Genomic DNA, 13,330 nt, shown 5'->3' with positions numbered 1-13,330 from the left:
CCAACCAGGAATTCGGCGTCCAACGCGGCGACTGGGGCGGCCTCGACGTCGCCAAAGCCGCCGACATCGGCGAAGACAACATCGTCGTCCACGACCCGTCAATCGCGGACACCTCCTACGCCTTCGCGCTGTCGCGCCTCGGGGACCAGAACCTCAACCACGTCCCCACCGGCATCCTCCGCCAAGTCGAACGCCCCACCTACGACGACGGCGCCCGCGCCCAGGTCGAGGAAGCCCGCGCAGCCCGCAAGCCAGACCTGCAGGCCCTCCTGCACGGCAAGGACACCTGGACCGTCGCCCGGTCGTGAGCCACTCCACCGGCCGTCCCGGCGTCCCGGCCGTGTCCCACGGCGGTGGTGTTTCCGCTGGTCCGGCGGGTGGAACCGTCCCGGTGTCCCGGATCGGCCGTCGAAGGGCGACGGGCCGGGTGGCCGCTGCCAGCCTTCTCGCCATGCAGAGACTCGCTCTGGCCGTCGCCGTGCTGCTGGTGCTCCCCGCCGCAGCCGCGGTCGCGGCCGAACCCGTTGCGGTGTGCGGGCACACGACCGCCCAGCCCACCCTGGACCAAGGCGCGACCGGGGCCGCGGTCGCCGAGGCGCAGTGCGAACTGAACCTGGCGACGAAGGCGAGCCGGTACACGCCCATCGGCGCGGACGGCTCCTTCGGCCCGGCGACCGACGCCCGCGTCCGCGTCTTCCAGAAGTGCGCCGCGCTGAGCGTGGACGGCTCGATCGGGCCGAACACGTGGGCAGCGCTGAACTCCTGGTCCGCGCGGCCGCGCAAGTGCGCCACGCAGGGCACGGCCGGCACCGCGCAGAGCGTCGTGTGCGGCCTGTCCACCGCGCGCCCGACCCTGCAGAGCGGCTCCAGCGGCCCCGACGTCGAAGAACTCCAGTGCCGGCTGAACCTCGCCATGGAGCCGGGCCACTACCCCCCGCTGACGGTCGACGGCCAGTTCGGGGCCGGCACCCGGAACCGGGTGATCGAGTTCCAGCACTGCGTCAACGCCGGCGCCGACGGCGTCGCCGGGCCCACGACCTGGGCGAAGGTCACCGACTGGTCCAGCCGCAACGCCTACTGCACACCGCTGAAGCCCGCCGGGCACCCGATCGACGGCGTCGACACGGCGAAGTACCAGCACCCCGGGGGCGCGCCGATCAACTGGGGCGCGGTGAAGGCGTCCGGCGTCGAGTTCGCGACCGTCAAGGCGACGCGCGGCCTCAACACCACCGACGAGTACCTGGCCACGGACCTGCCCGCCGCGCGCAACGCCGGCCTGGCCGTGGGGCCGTACCACTTCTACACGGGCACGGCGGCCGGCACCGGCGGCGCACAGGCCGACCGGTTCATCGCCGCGGTGAAGGCCACCGGGTACACCGGCAAGCGCGCCGGTGACCTGCCGCCGGTGTTCGACCTGGAGTGGAAGGACGACGGTTCCGGCGGGTGCCCGCCGTACGTGACGGTCGCCGACGTCAAGGCGTGGCTGGACAAGGTCCAGGCGGCGTTCGGCCGGACCCCGATCATCTACACCCAGAAGTCGTTCCTGGACAGTTGCCTCGGCGGCACCACGGCGCTTTCGGCCTACCCGATGCAGCTCGCGGACTACCGCCAGTCCGTCACGCAGCCGGCGCTGCCCGCGGGGTCGAGGACCTGGCTGATGTGGCAGTACACCGACGCGGCCATCCCCGACGGCATCCCCGCGCCGGCGACGGGTGACGTCTTCAACGGCACCCAGGCCGACCTCGACCAGCTCGCCAACCGCTGAAACCCCCGCTAGGAAAGGACAAGCATGACTCTTCCCCTCAGCCGCCGCACGGTGCTCCGCGGCGCGGTGGTGCTCGGCGCGGCCGCGGCGGTCAGCCCGCTGCTGCTGTCCGGCACCGCCCAGGCGTATTCGTGGTCCCGCACCCTCGTCGAGGGCAACACCGGCGCCGACGTCACCGAGCTCCAGATCCGGGTCGCGGGCTGGGCCGCCGATCACGCCAGCCAGAGCCGGGTTTCCGTCGACGGCGAGTTCGGTCCCGGCACCGCGGCGGCGGTCCGCCGGTTCCAGGCGGCCTACGGGCTGGGGGCCGACGCCCAGGTCGGTCCGGCCACCCAGGCCGCGCTCAACGCGCTGGAGCAGAGCGACGGGTCCACCGTCCACTTCAACTTCAGCGAGTTCACCGACCGCGAGAGCGGGACCTTCAGCGGCGGCAAGGTCAGCGCGGCCACGGCCAAGGAGAACGCCCGCCGCTGCATGTACAAGCTGGAGGCGCTGCGCAAGAAGCTCGGGAACACGCCGATCACGGTGAACTCCGGCTTCCGCAGCATCGCCCACAACGCGGCGATCGGCGGCGCGAGCGACAGCATGCACCTCTACGGCACCGCGGCCGACCTCAACGTGCCGGGCGTGGCCAACAAGACGGTCTACCAGAAGGCCGAGACCTGCGGCTTCTCCGGACTGGAGACGTACAACACCGACCACCAGCACGTGGACAGCCGGGCCGACCTCGGCCGCTCGTGGTGGTGGGAGAACGGCACGGTCTGAATCCACCACTGGGGGTCTGACGCCGGGAACCGCGCGGGGTTCCCGGCGTCAGCCGTGGTTTCAGTGCGGCTGCGGGTTCCCCAGCGCCGCCGAGCAGGACGGCCAGTCGTGGAAGTCGTGGTGCGCGCTCCACAGGCGGTGCGCCGCGTCGATGTTCCAGACCGGGTCGAACGCCTGCCGCGGCGAGCCGCCCAGCTCCAGCAGGCGCGCGTCGGAGATCTGGAAGACACCCCAGTTGCGGCTGCCGTTCGTGTTCGGCAGCACCCACAGCGGATCGAGGAACGAGGCGCAGCGGGCGATCGCGACCGCGGTGTCCGGCGTTTCGGTGAACACGGCCCGGATCCGCTGCTCCACCGTGGCCGCCGGCCAGGTCGCCATGCTGGTCCGCTGGTCGTACAGCGCGGTCTTGGTGGCCTCGTCGACGACGCCGCGGGCGGGCAGGCCGGCCAGCACCTGGAACGCGGTGACCCGGCGCAGCGTCTCCGGGCCGAACGAGCCGTCGACCGAGAGCCGCCCCCGGGCGGCGACCAGCAGGTTCTGCACCTCGGTGACGCACTCGTCGTGCTGGCCCATGCTCACCGGCGGCCGGCAGGCGGCCGAGAACAGCATCCGGTCGGCGTACCGGCCCGCGGCCGGTGCGGAAGCGTCGGAGGTGAGCCACACGAGCCCGGCCGCCAGCAGCACCACGACGCCGATGGCCGTCGCGGCGTAGGCACGCCGGCGGCGCGGCGGCGCGACATCGCCACCGGTCGCGGCGCCGGCCTGCTCCGCTTCGTCGACGCGGCCGGCGTCGGCGAGCGCCCACAGCTGGTGCAGTTCGCGCAGTTCCGCCGGGGAGGCGCCGCAGACCTTGGCGAACGAGTGGACGACGCGGTAGTCCGCGGGGACGCTCTTGCCGGAGCAGTACCGGTGCAGGCTGGAGCCACTGGCCCCGGCCTGCTTGCCGAGCCGTTCATAGCCCTGCCCGCTGCGGTCCTTCAGCATGCGCAGGTAGGCGGCGAACTTGTCCGTCTGCAGTGTCACAGTGCTTCGACCACCTCGCTCGGGAGCGGATGACGGACGGAAGTTAACACCGTCGTGCGGTACTCCGGGCAGAAACTGACGGATTGCGCCGACCGGGTCAGCCGTGACCGGCCGGTTGGCGGTTCCCCGGGCAGGTCCGGTGCCGTTCCTGCGGAAGCGCCGTGCGCTGATGACTCCTCAGCTGGCCGAAGGTCGATCGCTTCCGGCGAACCGCTGCTCGAGGCGGGCGAGGGTCTCGGTGCACCGCGTGATCGTGCCCGGGTCGATGTCGCCGAGGAGGCCGCCCAGCAGCTCCGACCAGGCGCCGCGCAGGACGGTCAGATTGGTCCGGGCCAGCTCCGTCGGGTGCACGGTGACCGTCCGGCCGTGGCCGGTGCGGGTCAGCATGCCCTTGGCTTCGAGGCCGCGAAGGGCGGTGCTGACGTTCGTGCGCTGCAGCCCGGTGCGCTCGGCGATGCGGCTCGGTGCGCAGCCCGGGTCGAGGTCGACGCTGCGCATGACCTGGCGCTCCGTGGCGGTGAGCGGCACGACGTCCGGCTCGGCCGGGGTGCGCAGGCGAATCAGGCGCGCCACGTTGAGCACGAGGTCGGCCAGGTCGGCGTACGGATCCGGAGGCGGGGGGAGCGGCACCCCTTTACGGTACCCGATAGTTATGCCACGATAATTATCTATCCATACCCAGGTCAGGGAGCCGCCGCGCGATGAACCGGAACGATGGTGTCCTGCGTGCGGGACCGGCCGGTTTCGCGGAGCTCGCCGCCGCGCTGGGCGACGCCGTCCGCGACGTCGGGGCCTGGATGGCGGAGTACGGCGGCTACGACCCGCACCCGGCGCAGGACGTGCCGCTCGACCGGTTCCGGGAGGCGACCGCGGAGCTGCACCGGCGCCTGCGGGACAACTACCCGTTCTTCCACCCCCGCTACGCCGGGCAGATGCTCAAACCGCCCCACCCGGCGGCGGTGGCCGGCTACCTGAGCGCGATGCTGGTCAACCCGAACAACCACGCCCTCGACGGCGGTCCGGCCACCGCGGCCATGGAAAAGGAAGTGGTCGCGGACCTGGCGGCGATGTTCGGGCTGCCGCAGCACCTGGGGCACCTGACCAGCAGCGGGACGATCGCGAACCTGGAAGCGCTGTTCGTCGCCCGTGAGACGCACCCGGGCCGGGCCATCGCCCACAGCGCCGACGCCCACTACACCCACGGCCGGATGAGCCACCTGCTCGGCGTCGAGGCGGTTCCGGTGGCCACCACGCCGTCCGGCTGCCTCGACCTCGACGCGCTCGAAGACCTGCTCCGCACCGGCCGGATCGGCACCGTGGTCGCGACCACCGGGACGACCGGGCTGGGCGCGGTCGATCCGGTCGGCGAGATCGTCGCCCTCGCCCGCCGGTACGGGGCCCGGGTGCACGTGGACGCCGCGTACGGCGGGTTCTTCCGGCTCATCGCCGACGACACCGCCGACGGGGTGCCCTCGGCGCCCTTCCGCGCCATCGCCGACGCCGATTCGGTGGTCATCGACCCGCACAAGCACGGGCTGCAGCCCTACGGCTGCGGCGCCGTGCTCTTCCGCGATCCTTCGGTGGCCCGGCACTACCTGCACGATTCGCCGTACACCTACTTCACCTCGGACGAGCTGCACCTCGGCGAGATCTCCCTGGAGTGCTCCCGGGCCGGCGCCGCGGCCGCCGCGCTGTGGTTGACGTCGAAGGTGCTGCCGCTGACCCCGGACGGGCTCGGCGCGGTGCTGCGGCCCGGGCGCCGCGCCGCACTCGCCTGGGCCGGCCTGATCGCCGACAGCGCCGAACTGGCGGTGTTCCAGCCGCCGCAGCTCGACATCGTCAGCTACTTCCCCGCCCGGGAGACGCTGTCCGAAGTCGACCGCGTCAGCGCGCACGTGCTCGACGCCGGGATGCGCCGCCCTGCCGACCGGGCGTTGTTCGTCGCCACCTACACCGTCACCGGCGACGACCTGGCCCGCCGCGGCCACGAAGTGCGTGCAGACGTTCCTCGCGGCCGGATCCTGCGCAGCGTCTTGATGAAGCCCGAAAGCGAAGCGCACGTCCCCGAGCTGCACCGCGAGATCGCGCTCCTGAGCGGCCGCGGGTAGGTGCCGGGCGGCGCCGTACGGGCCCTTCGCGACGGCGCAGGCGAAAGTGCCGCCCGGCACCCCGGTAAGCAATCTCGACCTGGCCGGCGACCGGGTGCCGACGATGTTCATCGCCGGTCGGCGCGACCCGGTCGTCGCCCCGGCGCACCTCGATCAGCTGAACGCCACCTTGCCCGCGGCGGACGCGACCGGCATCTCGGTGTACCGCAGCACCTGTCCACTGTAGCCACGCCGGGCCTCTAGGCTGGCGGGGTGGATGAGCCGACTCCGCCGCGCGTCCTGGTGATCGAGGACGCCGAAGCGATCCGTGTGCCGGTCGAATCCGCGCTGGCCGATGCGGGCTTCTCGGTGCGCTCGCGGTCCGACGGCGCGGAACTGGAGGCGGAGCTGGCCCGGACCCGGCCGGACCTGGTGGTGCTGGACGTGCTGCTGCCCGGCCGGGACGGGTTCGAGCTGCTGCGGGTGATCCGGCGGACCTCGGCCGCCGGCGTGGTCATGCTGACCGCGCGCGACGGGGTCGAGGATCGGCTGCGCGGGCTCGGCGAAGGAGCCGACGACTACGTCGTGAAGCCGTTCGTGCTCGCCGAACTGGTCGCGCGGGTGACCGCCGTGCTGCGCCGGACCGGGCGCTCCCGGCCCGCCGTCGAGGTCGGGGACCTGGTGATCGACGTCGAGGGTGGCCGCGCCCGCTACGGCGACGCCGACGTCGAGCTGACCTCGACCGAGTGGAAGGTGCTGCTGTACTTCGCCCAGCACCGCGACCGGGTGGTGTCCAAGACCCAGGTCCTCACCGCCGTGTGGGGCTACGGCGACTCCGCACCGAACCTCGTCGAGGTCAACGTCAGCACCCTGCGCCGGAAGCTCGAAGCGCACGGGCCGCGCGTGCTGCACACCGTGCGCGGCCAGGGATACGTCCTGCGCGGCGAGCCGTGAGCCTGCGGACCGCGTCGCTGCGCCGCCGGGTCACCGTCACCGTGCTGGTCGTGCTCGCGGTGGTGCTCGTCGCCGTCGGCTTCGTGGTGGACGCCGTCTTCCGCGCGCAGGCCGAGCGGGACGTCAACACGGTGCTCACCACCCGCGTCCAGCTCGCCCAGCAGCTGGCCAAGCAGAACGCCGCCCCGCAGACCCTGCTGCGGCGCGTGGAAACGCGGGGGGTGACCGGCTCGCTGACCCTGCCCGGCGGCGCGTTCTTCGGGGCGGCGCCGTTGCCGGCCGACGCCCGGCTCCGGCAGGTGCACGCGACGCTGTCCGGGCCGCCGCGGATCAACGGCGCCAAGCTGACCCTCACCGCCGACGAGTCCCTGATCGCGGCCGCCGAGCGGAGCCTGCGGTGGGTGCTGCTGGCGACCGGCGTCGCCGCGCTGGCGGTCGCCGCCGCGGCGCTGCTGCTGGCGGTGCGGTTCGCGCTCGCGCCGCTGGACGCGATGACCCGGCTGGCGCGGTCGATCGTGTCCGGTGAGCGCGGCGGCCGGCTCGCTCCCGAGCGGACCGGCACCGAGCTGGGGCGCGCAGCGGCCGCGTTCGACTCGGCCCTCGACGCGCTCGAAGGCGCGGAAGGCGCCGCCCGCGCCTCCGAAGAGCGGACGCGGCGGTTCGTCGCCGACGCCGCCCACGAACTGCGGACCCCGCTGGCGGGTGTGCAGGCGGCGGCCGAGGCGTTGCTGCAGCAGCCCCCGGACACGCCCCACGAGCACCGGGAACGGTTGCAGCTGCTGGTGGTCCGCGAGTCGCAGCGGGCCGGCAAGCTCGTCGCCGACCTGCTGGACCTGGCCCGGCTCGACGCGGGCGCCGAGCTCGAGCGGGCACCGGTGCCGCTGCGGGAACTGGCCGAGGTGCAGGCCGAGCAGGTGCGGCTGACCGCGCCGGAGGTCGCGGTCGAGGTGACCGGGCCGGACACGACCGTGCTCGGCGACCGCGCCCGGCTGACCCAGGTCCTCGCCAACCTGACCGGCAACGCCGTGCGCGCGGTGGACGGCCGGGGCACGATCACGCTCGAGGTCACCGGCGACGGCGTGACGGTGACCGACACCGGCCCGGGCGTCCCGGCCGCGGACCGCGAACGGATCTTCGACCGGCTCGTCCGGCTCGACGCCGCCCGCAGCCGGGCCGGCGCGGGCCTCGGCCTCCCGATCGCCCGCGGGTTCGCCCGGGCCCACGGCGGCGACCTCTGGTGCGAAGCCGCGCCCGGCGGGGGAGCGCGGTTCCGCCTGGCCGGGCTGCCGGTCGAGCCGTGAGCCGCCGGTCAGCGTCCGGTGGTCAGGCGAACAACCCGTCGAGCCGCCCGCTGTGCCCGGGCAGGACCCGGCCCGCGTCGGTGCCGAGCACGTTCTCGACGAGCGACGCGTAGACGTCGCGGAAGTCCGTGGTGCGCTTCAGGTCGCCGTCGTCGAGGTCGGTCAGGCTGGGCTCGGCGCCGTGGAAGCCGCCCTCGACCTTCGAGCCGAGGACGAAGACCGGGCCCGCCGTGCCGTGGTCGGTGCCCTGGCTGGCGTTCGCCGTCACGCGCCGCCCGAACTCCGAGTACACCAGCACCGTCGCCTGCTTGCCGCGGTCGGTCTTCGCGAGGCGCTGCACGAACGGCGTCAGGGCGCCGTCCAGCTCGGTCAGCAGCCGCTGCTGGGTGCCGCGCTCGTCGGCGTGGGTGTCGAAACCGCCCAGCGATACCGAGTACGCCCGCGTCGGCACGCCCGCTTCGATCAGCCCGGCGACGACGTCGAGCTGGGCGGACAGCTCGCCCTTGGCCTTCTGCCCGTCCTTCGCGGGCTTGCCGAGCGTCTGCACGGCCCGGTGCAGGTCGGTCACCGACCGCGCGGCACGGGCCTGCCAGAACCCTTCGCCCGGCTGCGCCGCGCCGAGGTCGGCGAACGCCTGGCCGAGCGCCCCTCCCGGCAGCTTCAGGCCGCCGACCGGCAGGGACGCGGCGGCGGTGCGCTCGCCGGCCAGCATCGGCGGCAGCACCGGGTCGACGGAGACCGCGCGCAGCGGGTCGTCGCCGGTGGCGTCGAGCCAGCGGCCGAGCCAGCCGGTCGGCACCGACGTCTCCGGCGACGCCGTCTGCCAGATCGCCATCGACCGGAAGTGGCTGTGGTCCGGTTTCGGGTAGCCGACCCCGCGCAGCACGGCGAGGCGGCCGTCGTCCCAGAGGCTCTTGAAGCCCTTCATGCCGGGGTTCAGGCCGAGCCCCTCGCCGAGGTCCAGCACCTCTTCCGGCCGGTACGCGAGTTCCGAGCGGGCGTTCCGGTACGCCGGATCGCTCGCCGGGACGACGGTGTTGAGCCCGTCGTTGCCGCCGTAGAGGGTGACGACCACCAGCACGCCGGCGTCCGGGTCGAGGGGGTTCTCCTGGGCGGCCGACACCAGCCGGCCCCAGTCGACCTGCGTGGCGCTGGCGGCCAGCGCCGCGGCGGCCGTCACGCCGGTCGCGGTGAGGAACCTGCGACGGTTCACCTGCTGCACGATCGTCACCCGCTCACTACGTATTCGGGGGCACAAGCGGCCACTGTGGACAGTTGACGGGCGTTGCCGCCGACCCCGGCCAGGGCCGCGCGCGTGCGGTCGGACCAGGCGTCGACGCCGAGCAGGTCACCGATCGCGGCGACCTTGTCCCGCGCCTTCGCCACCACGCCGAGGTCCGCGTGCGCGGCGACCAGCTGGGCGGCGTGCAGCCGCGCCACCCCCGCCGACGTCGTCAGCCACGCGCCGCCCGCGGCCCAGCCCCCGACGCTCGGCGGCTGGAACGGCACCTGGCCCATCCCGCGCAACGCCGTCAGCAGGCCGCCGCGGGTCTTGTCGTCGAGCCGCCCCGGCCGGACGCCGAGGGCGCGCAGCAGCCCGGCCAGCCATTCGACGGGCTGTTTGACCAGGGCGGTCCCGCTGTCGTGGAACGCGGCTTCACCGGTGATCGCGCGCAGCAGGGCGCTGATGTCGCGCCGGCCGCCGTAGGTGGCCACCAGCCGGTTCAGCGTGTCCGGCGGCGGCGGGGTCGTGGACACCAGCCGTGACCAGATCCGCCCGACCACGAACGCGGCCGATTCCGGCCTGCCCAGCACGAGGTCCACAAAGGACTGCGCGTCGAAGTCGCCGCTGGCGCCCAGGATCCGCTTCACCCCGGTGTCGTGCCGCTTGGCGACCAGCTGCGCGCCGGTGGCGTCGCGCTCGGCGGTCCAGCCGGTCAGCGCGCGGGCGGCTTCGCGGACGTCGTCTTCGGTGTAGTGCCCGATGCCGAGGGTGAACAGCTCCATGAACTCCCGCGACAGGTTCTCGTTCGGCTTGCCTGCCTTGTTGCTGTTGCCATCGAGCCACAACAGCATCGCCGGGTCGACGACCATGGCGCGGGCCAGGTCGGTGAAGCTGCCGAGCGCGTGGTCGCGCTGGGTCCGGTTCTGCGCGAGCATCAGCCGCGGGCTGCGCACCTTCTGCTCGCCGGTGGCGAAGTGGCCGTGCCAGAACCAGGTCAGCCGTTCCACGGACGCGAGATCGGCGGCCACCATCCGATCGAGCCACCATGCGGCGGCCTGCGTGGCTTGCGCCTGCGTCGCCTGACGCGCCTGCTGTTTCGCCGCCGGGTCTTTGCCGGGATGGTCCGGCGGCGGCCCGAGGTCGGGCATCGGGGTCGCGGCCGCACCGGCGTCCGGCCCGCCGCCGAGCAGCCGATCGCGGGTCTCGGCGAACCCGCGGTCGAGATCCCCCGCCCGCGGCCCGAAGCCGAGCCGATCGTGCAGCCGCCGCACGGCGGCCCGTTCGGAGAGCACCACCATGGCGTCGATGGTGCCGCCCGCACGGCGGCGCGGGGGAGGCCGCGACGGCTTTCTTAAGCCGATCCACAGGAGCGCGGGGTGCTGGTCGGTGCCCGAGGTCGGGCTAGACGGTCCAAAGGGGCGAGGTGCTCGCTGCCGCGGCCGTCGCGCTCTCAGCGTTCGCTAAGCGGGTGGCGGCTAAGGTCACCCGGTGTTCGGTCTCAGCCTGGAGCACCTGGTGATCCTGCTCGCGGCGGCGTTGTTCATCCTCGGCCCCGAGCGGCTGCCCGGCGCGGTGAGCCAGGCGACCCGCGCGGTACGCCGGATCCGCGGGTTCGCCGCGGAAGCCCAGCAGCAGCTCGAGGCCGAACTGGGCCCGGAGTTCCAGCAGCTGCGCAAACCGTTGCAGGACCTGCAGGCGCTGCGCGATTTCGACCCGAGAGCCGCCCTGCGTCACCACCTCCTCGACGACAGCCCGCCCGCGGCACCGGCCTTGCGCCCCGGCGAGCGTGCGCCGATCGACTCCGACGCCACCTGAGCGCGGCTCGCGGAGACCCTGGGAGGCGGCGCCTCGCACCTGGGAGGCAACGGTTCGTGGACCGCCGAAGCGTCCCCGGGGTTCACTCGGAGCCATGATCGCCTCGACTGCGCAGCGGGCTCCGGCCCGGCTGGCGCTCACCGCGGTGTGCCTCGGGTTCCTGATGATCACGCTCGACGCGACCATCGTGAACCTCGCGCTGCCCGCCATCGGGGCCGAATTCGGCGAAGCGTCGACCGCGGCCCTGCAGTGGGTGGTCGACTCCTACACCGTCGCGCTGGCCGCCTTCCTGCTCACCTGGGGTGCGGCGGGCGACCGGTGGGGCGCCCGCCGCGTCTTCGAAGCCGGCACGGCCGTGTTCGTCCTGGCTTCGCTTGCCTGTGCCACGGCCGGGTCGCTGCCCTGGCTGGTCACCGCGCGGGCCGTCCAGGGAGTCGGCGCGGCCGCGTTGCTGCCGTCGTCGCTCGCCTTGATCGTCCACCGGTTCCCCGACGCGGGCGCCCGGGCGCGCGCTCTCGGTGTGTGGGGCGGCATGAGCGGGGCCGGGCTCGCGGCCGGGCCGGTGCTGGGCGGCCTCGCCGTCGGGTTGGCCGACTGGCGGCTGGTGTTCGCCGTGAACGTGCCGGTCGGGCTGGTCACTCTGGTGCTGACGCGCCGGTGCGTCACCGAGACGCCACTCCGCGAACGCACCCGGCTCGACCTCGCCGGGCAGGTCCTCGGCACGGCCGCGCTGGCGTGCGTGGTCGCCGGCCTGATCGAGGCCGGGCACGCGGGGTGGACCGACGCGACGGCGCTGGGCCTCCTCGGCACCGGGGTCGCCGCGGGCCTCGGGTTCGCGGCCGCCGAGCGGACGGTCTCCGCGCCGGTGCTGCCGCCCGGCGTGCTGAAGGTCCGCGATTTCGCCGCCGCCACGCTCATCGGCGGCCTGTTCAACTTCTGCCTCTACGGCACGCTGTTCTGCCTCGCCCTGTTCCTGCAGCGGGTCTGGCGGCTCGACGCGCTCGCCGCCGGGCTGCTGCTCGTGCCGCTCACGCTCGTGGTGGGCGTCAACGCCTTCTTCAGCGGACGGCTCACGCACCGGTTCGGCGCGCGCGGGCCGATCGTGGCCGGCGGCCTCCTGGCGCTCGCCGGGTCGGTGGGCCTGGCGCTGCTGCCGTCCGGCCGCGCTCCGGTGCTGCTCATCGCCTGCTCGGTGGTCTTCGGGTGCTGCTCGCTCGCCATGCCCGCCATGACGTCGGTGGCCATGACCGCGCTGCCCGGCGCGGCGGGGCTCGCCGCCGGCGTGCTCAACGCCGTGCGTCAGACCGGCGGTGCGGTGGGGGTCGCGCTCGTCGGCGGGTTGCTGCCGGGTACCGCGATGTGGGTGGTTGCCGGGGGTGGCGCGGGTATGGTGGTGCTGGCCGGTGCGCTGCGCCGAGCCCGGTAGCGTCCTTTGTGGCCGGACCTAGGATGACGACGTGGAACTGCGTCAGCTGCGCTACTTCGTCACCCTCGCCGAAGAGATGAACTTCGGCCGGGCGGCCGAGCGGCTGCACATCGCCGGCCCGTCGCTGTCCCAGCAGATCAAGGCCCTGGAACGGGATCTCGGGGTGCGCCTGTTCGACCGCGACCGCCGCCGGATGGACCTCACCGAAGCCGGGCGGGCGCTGCTGCCGGAGGCTCGCGAGCTGCTGCACGGGGCCGACGAGCTGCGCCGGCACGCCGGGTCGCTCCGCGGGACCGGGACCGTCCGGCTGGGGTACGTCAACTGGCTGCCCGCCGACCTCGCCCAGCGCACGTCCGGGGTGGCGAACCTGCAGGTCGACGCCTGGGTGATGCCGTCGCACGCCCAGGCCGGCCGGGTGGCCGACGGCAGCATCGACCTCGCCGTCTGCTGGGTGCAGAAACCCGATCTGGCCGCGCAGGACCTCGACGCCCGCTTCCTCGGCGCCGACCGCCTCTACGCCGTCTCGCCCGGGACGGACACGTCGCCGGTGGCCGCGGCGGACACCGCGGTCCTGGTCGACTCCGACACCGTCAGCTGGGCGTCGTGGAACCTCTACGCCGGCCAGTTCAGCCGGGACACCGGCGCGCTCGTCGTGCGGACCGAGGACAACGGGATCACCGGGCCCGCGTTCTTCGAGCACGTGCGCCGCGCGGACCGGCCGGTGGTCAACTCGCCGAAGGGGCAGACCACGCCGCTGCCCGCCGGGCTGGTGGCCCGGCCGATCGTCGACCCGGCGCCCTACTGGACGTGGTCGCTGGTCACCCGCCGGGACGACGACCGCGCCGCCGTGCGGGCGGTCGTCGAGGCCTTGACCGACGGTGTCGAGGGCGTTCCCGCGGACGGCAGCGCGTGGTTGCCGTCCACCGACCCCTACGCGCGCTCCTGAGAGGAGTTTCCTCCCGGCTGGGA

General features: G+C 73.8%; 13 protein-coding genes and 1 pseudogene. 10 read left to right on the top strand and 4 right to left on the bottom strand.

Features of this window, described 5'->3' with window-relative positions; all coding sequences use genetic code 11:
- From ACLJPY_RS20400 to ACLJPY_RS20390, 3 genes and pseudogenes are all read left to right on the top strand, one after another.
- Positions 1 to 308: pseudogene (locus ACLJPY_RS20400) on the top strand (2-oxoacid:ferredoxin oxidoreductase subunit beta); the annotation flags it as partial.
- Positions 309 to 451: 143 nt separating this feature from the next.
- On the top strand, positions 452 to 1,765 hold the full coding sequence (locus tag ACLJPY_RS20395) for a GH25 family lysozyme (RefSeq protein WP_410590577.1): 1,314 nt from the start codon (positions 452 to 454) through the stop codon (positions 1,763 to 1,765).
- Positions 1,766 to 1,789: 24 nt separating this feature from the next.
- Complete coding sequence (locus ACLJPY_RS20390; protein ID WP_410590575.1) at positions 1,790 to 2,530, top strand: D-Ala-D-Ala carboxypeptidase family metallohydrolase; 741 nt, start codon at positions 1,790 to 1,792, stop codon at positions 2,528 to 2,530.
- Positions 2,531 to 2,590: 60 nt separating this feature from the next.
- Here ACLJPY_RS20390 and ACLJPY_RS20385 read toward each other — a convergent pair whose 3' ends face one another.
- Both ACLJPY_RS20385 and ACLJPY_RS20380 read right to left on the bottom strand, forming a co-directional pair.
- A complete protein-coding gene (locus ACLJPY_RS20385; protein WP_410590573.1) occupies positions 2,591 to 3,553 on the bottom strand; it encodes a helix-turn-helix domain-containing protein in 963 nt (320 codons plus the stop codon).
- 177 nt (positions 3,554 to 3,730) lie between these two features.
- Entirely contained in the window at positions 3,731 to 4,183 is a 453-nt protein-coding gene (locus ACLJPY_RS20380) for a MarR family winged helix-turn-helix transcriptional regulator (RefSeq protein ID WP_410590571.1), read from the bottom strand.
- 167 nt (positions 4,184 to 4,350) lie between these two features.
- Here ACLJPY_RS20380 and ACLJPY_RS20375 point away from each other — a divergent pair, with 167 nt between their 5' ends.
- Genes ACLJPY_RS20375 through ACLJPY_RS20360 form a run of 4 tightly spaced genes read left to right on the top strand, consistent with a single transcriptional unit; the run spans position 4,351 to position 7,895 of the window.
- Positions 4,351 to 5,661, top strand: a complete 1,311-nt coding sequence (locus ACLJPY_RS20375; RefSeq protein ID WP_410590594.1) for a pyridoxal phosphate-dependent decarboxylase family protein — start codon at positions 4,351 to 4,353, stop codon at positions 5,659 to 5,661.
- A 46-nt stretch (positions 5,662 to 5,707) separates the two neighbouring features.
- Complete coding sequence (locus ACLJPY_RS20370; protein ID WP_410590569.1) at positions 5,708 to 5,887, top strand: hypothetical protein; 180 nt, start codon at positions 5,708 to 5,710, stop codon at positions 5,885 to 5,887.
- 26 nt (positions 5,888 to 5,913) lie between these two features.
- Positions 5,914 to 6,594 carry a response regulator transcription factor gene (locus tag ACLJPY_RS20365; protein WP_410590567.1) on the top strand — a complete coding sequence of 227 codons (681 nt, stop codon included), beginning with the start codon at positions 5,914 to 5,916 and terminating at the stop codon, positions 6,592 to 6,594.
- A complete protein-coding gene (locus ACLJPY_RS20360) occupies positions 6,591 to 7,895 on the top strand; it encodes a sensor histidine kinase (RefSeq protein WP_410590565.1) in 1,305 nt (434 codons plus the stop codon). The genes ACLJPY_RS20365 and ACLJPY_RS20360 overlap by 4 nt, the downstream gene beginning before the upstream one ends.
- A 22-nt stretch (positions 7,896 to 7,917) precedes the next feature.
- Here the strand turns inward: ACLJPY_RS20360 and ACLJPY_RS20355 are convergent, their stop codons facing one another.
- Both ACLJPY_RS20355 and ACLJPY_RS20350 read right to left on the bottom strand, forming a co-directional pair.
- Positions 7,918 to 9,126, bottom strand: coding sequence for a DUF1501 domain-containing protein (locus ACLJPY_RS20355; protein ID WP_410590563.1), 1,209 nt, complete (start codon positions 9,124 to 9,126; stop codon positions 7,918 to 7,920).
- Positions 9,123 to 10,418 carry a DUF1800 family protein gene (locus tag ACLJPY_RS20350; protein ID WP_410590561.1) on the bottom strand — a complete coding sequence of 432 codons (1,296 nt, stop codon included), beginning with the start codon at positions 10,416 to 10,418 and terminating at the stop codon, positions 9,123 to 9,125. The genes ACLJPY_RS20355 and ACLJPY_RS20350 overlap by 4 nt, the downstream gene beginning before the upstream one ends.
- Before the next feature lie 190 nt (positions 10,419 to 10,608).
- On the opposite strand from ACLJPY_RS20350, the gene ACLJPY_RS20345 reads away from it, so the two are divergent.
- The 3 genes from ACLJPY_RS20345 to ACLJPY_RS20335 all read left to right on the top strand — a co-directional run bounded on the left by ACLJPY_RS20345 (position 10,609) and on the right by ACLJPY_RS20335 (position 13,307).
- Positions 10,609 to 10,935: a Sec-independent protein translocase TatB gene (locus ACLJPY_RS20345; protein WP_410590559.1), complete on the top strand. Its 327-nt coding sequence runs from the start codon at positions 10,609 to 10,611 to the stop codon at positions 10,933 to 10,935.
- A gap of 94 nt (positions 10,936 to 11,029) precedes the next feature.
- Positions 11,030 to 12,361: an MFS transporter gene (locus ACLJPY_RS20340; RefSeq protein WP_410590557.1), complete on the top strand. Its 1,332-nt coding sequence runs from the start codon at positions 11,030 to 11,032 to the stop codon at positions 12,359 to 12,361.
- 31 nt (positions 12,362 to 12,392) lie between these two features.
- The gene (locus ACLJPY_RS20335) at positions 12,393 to 13,307 is read left to right on the top strand and encodes a LysR family transcriptional regulator (RefSeq protein WP_410590555.1); all 915 of its coding nucleotides are present in this window, start codon (positions 12,393 to 12,395) and stop codon (positions 13,305 to 13,307) included.
- The last annotated feature ends 23 nt before the right edge of the window (positions 13,308 to 13,330 follow it).

The organism is Amycolatopsis sp. lyj-23, from assembly GCF_046549135.1.
GTDB lineage: Bacteria > Actinomycetota > Actinomycetes > Mycobacteriales > Pseudonocardiaceae > Amycolatopsis.
This window is presented reverse-complemented; position numbering and strand designations above follow the sequence as displayed.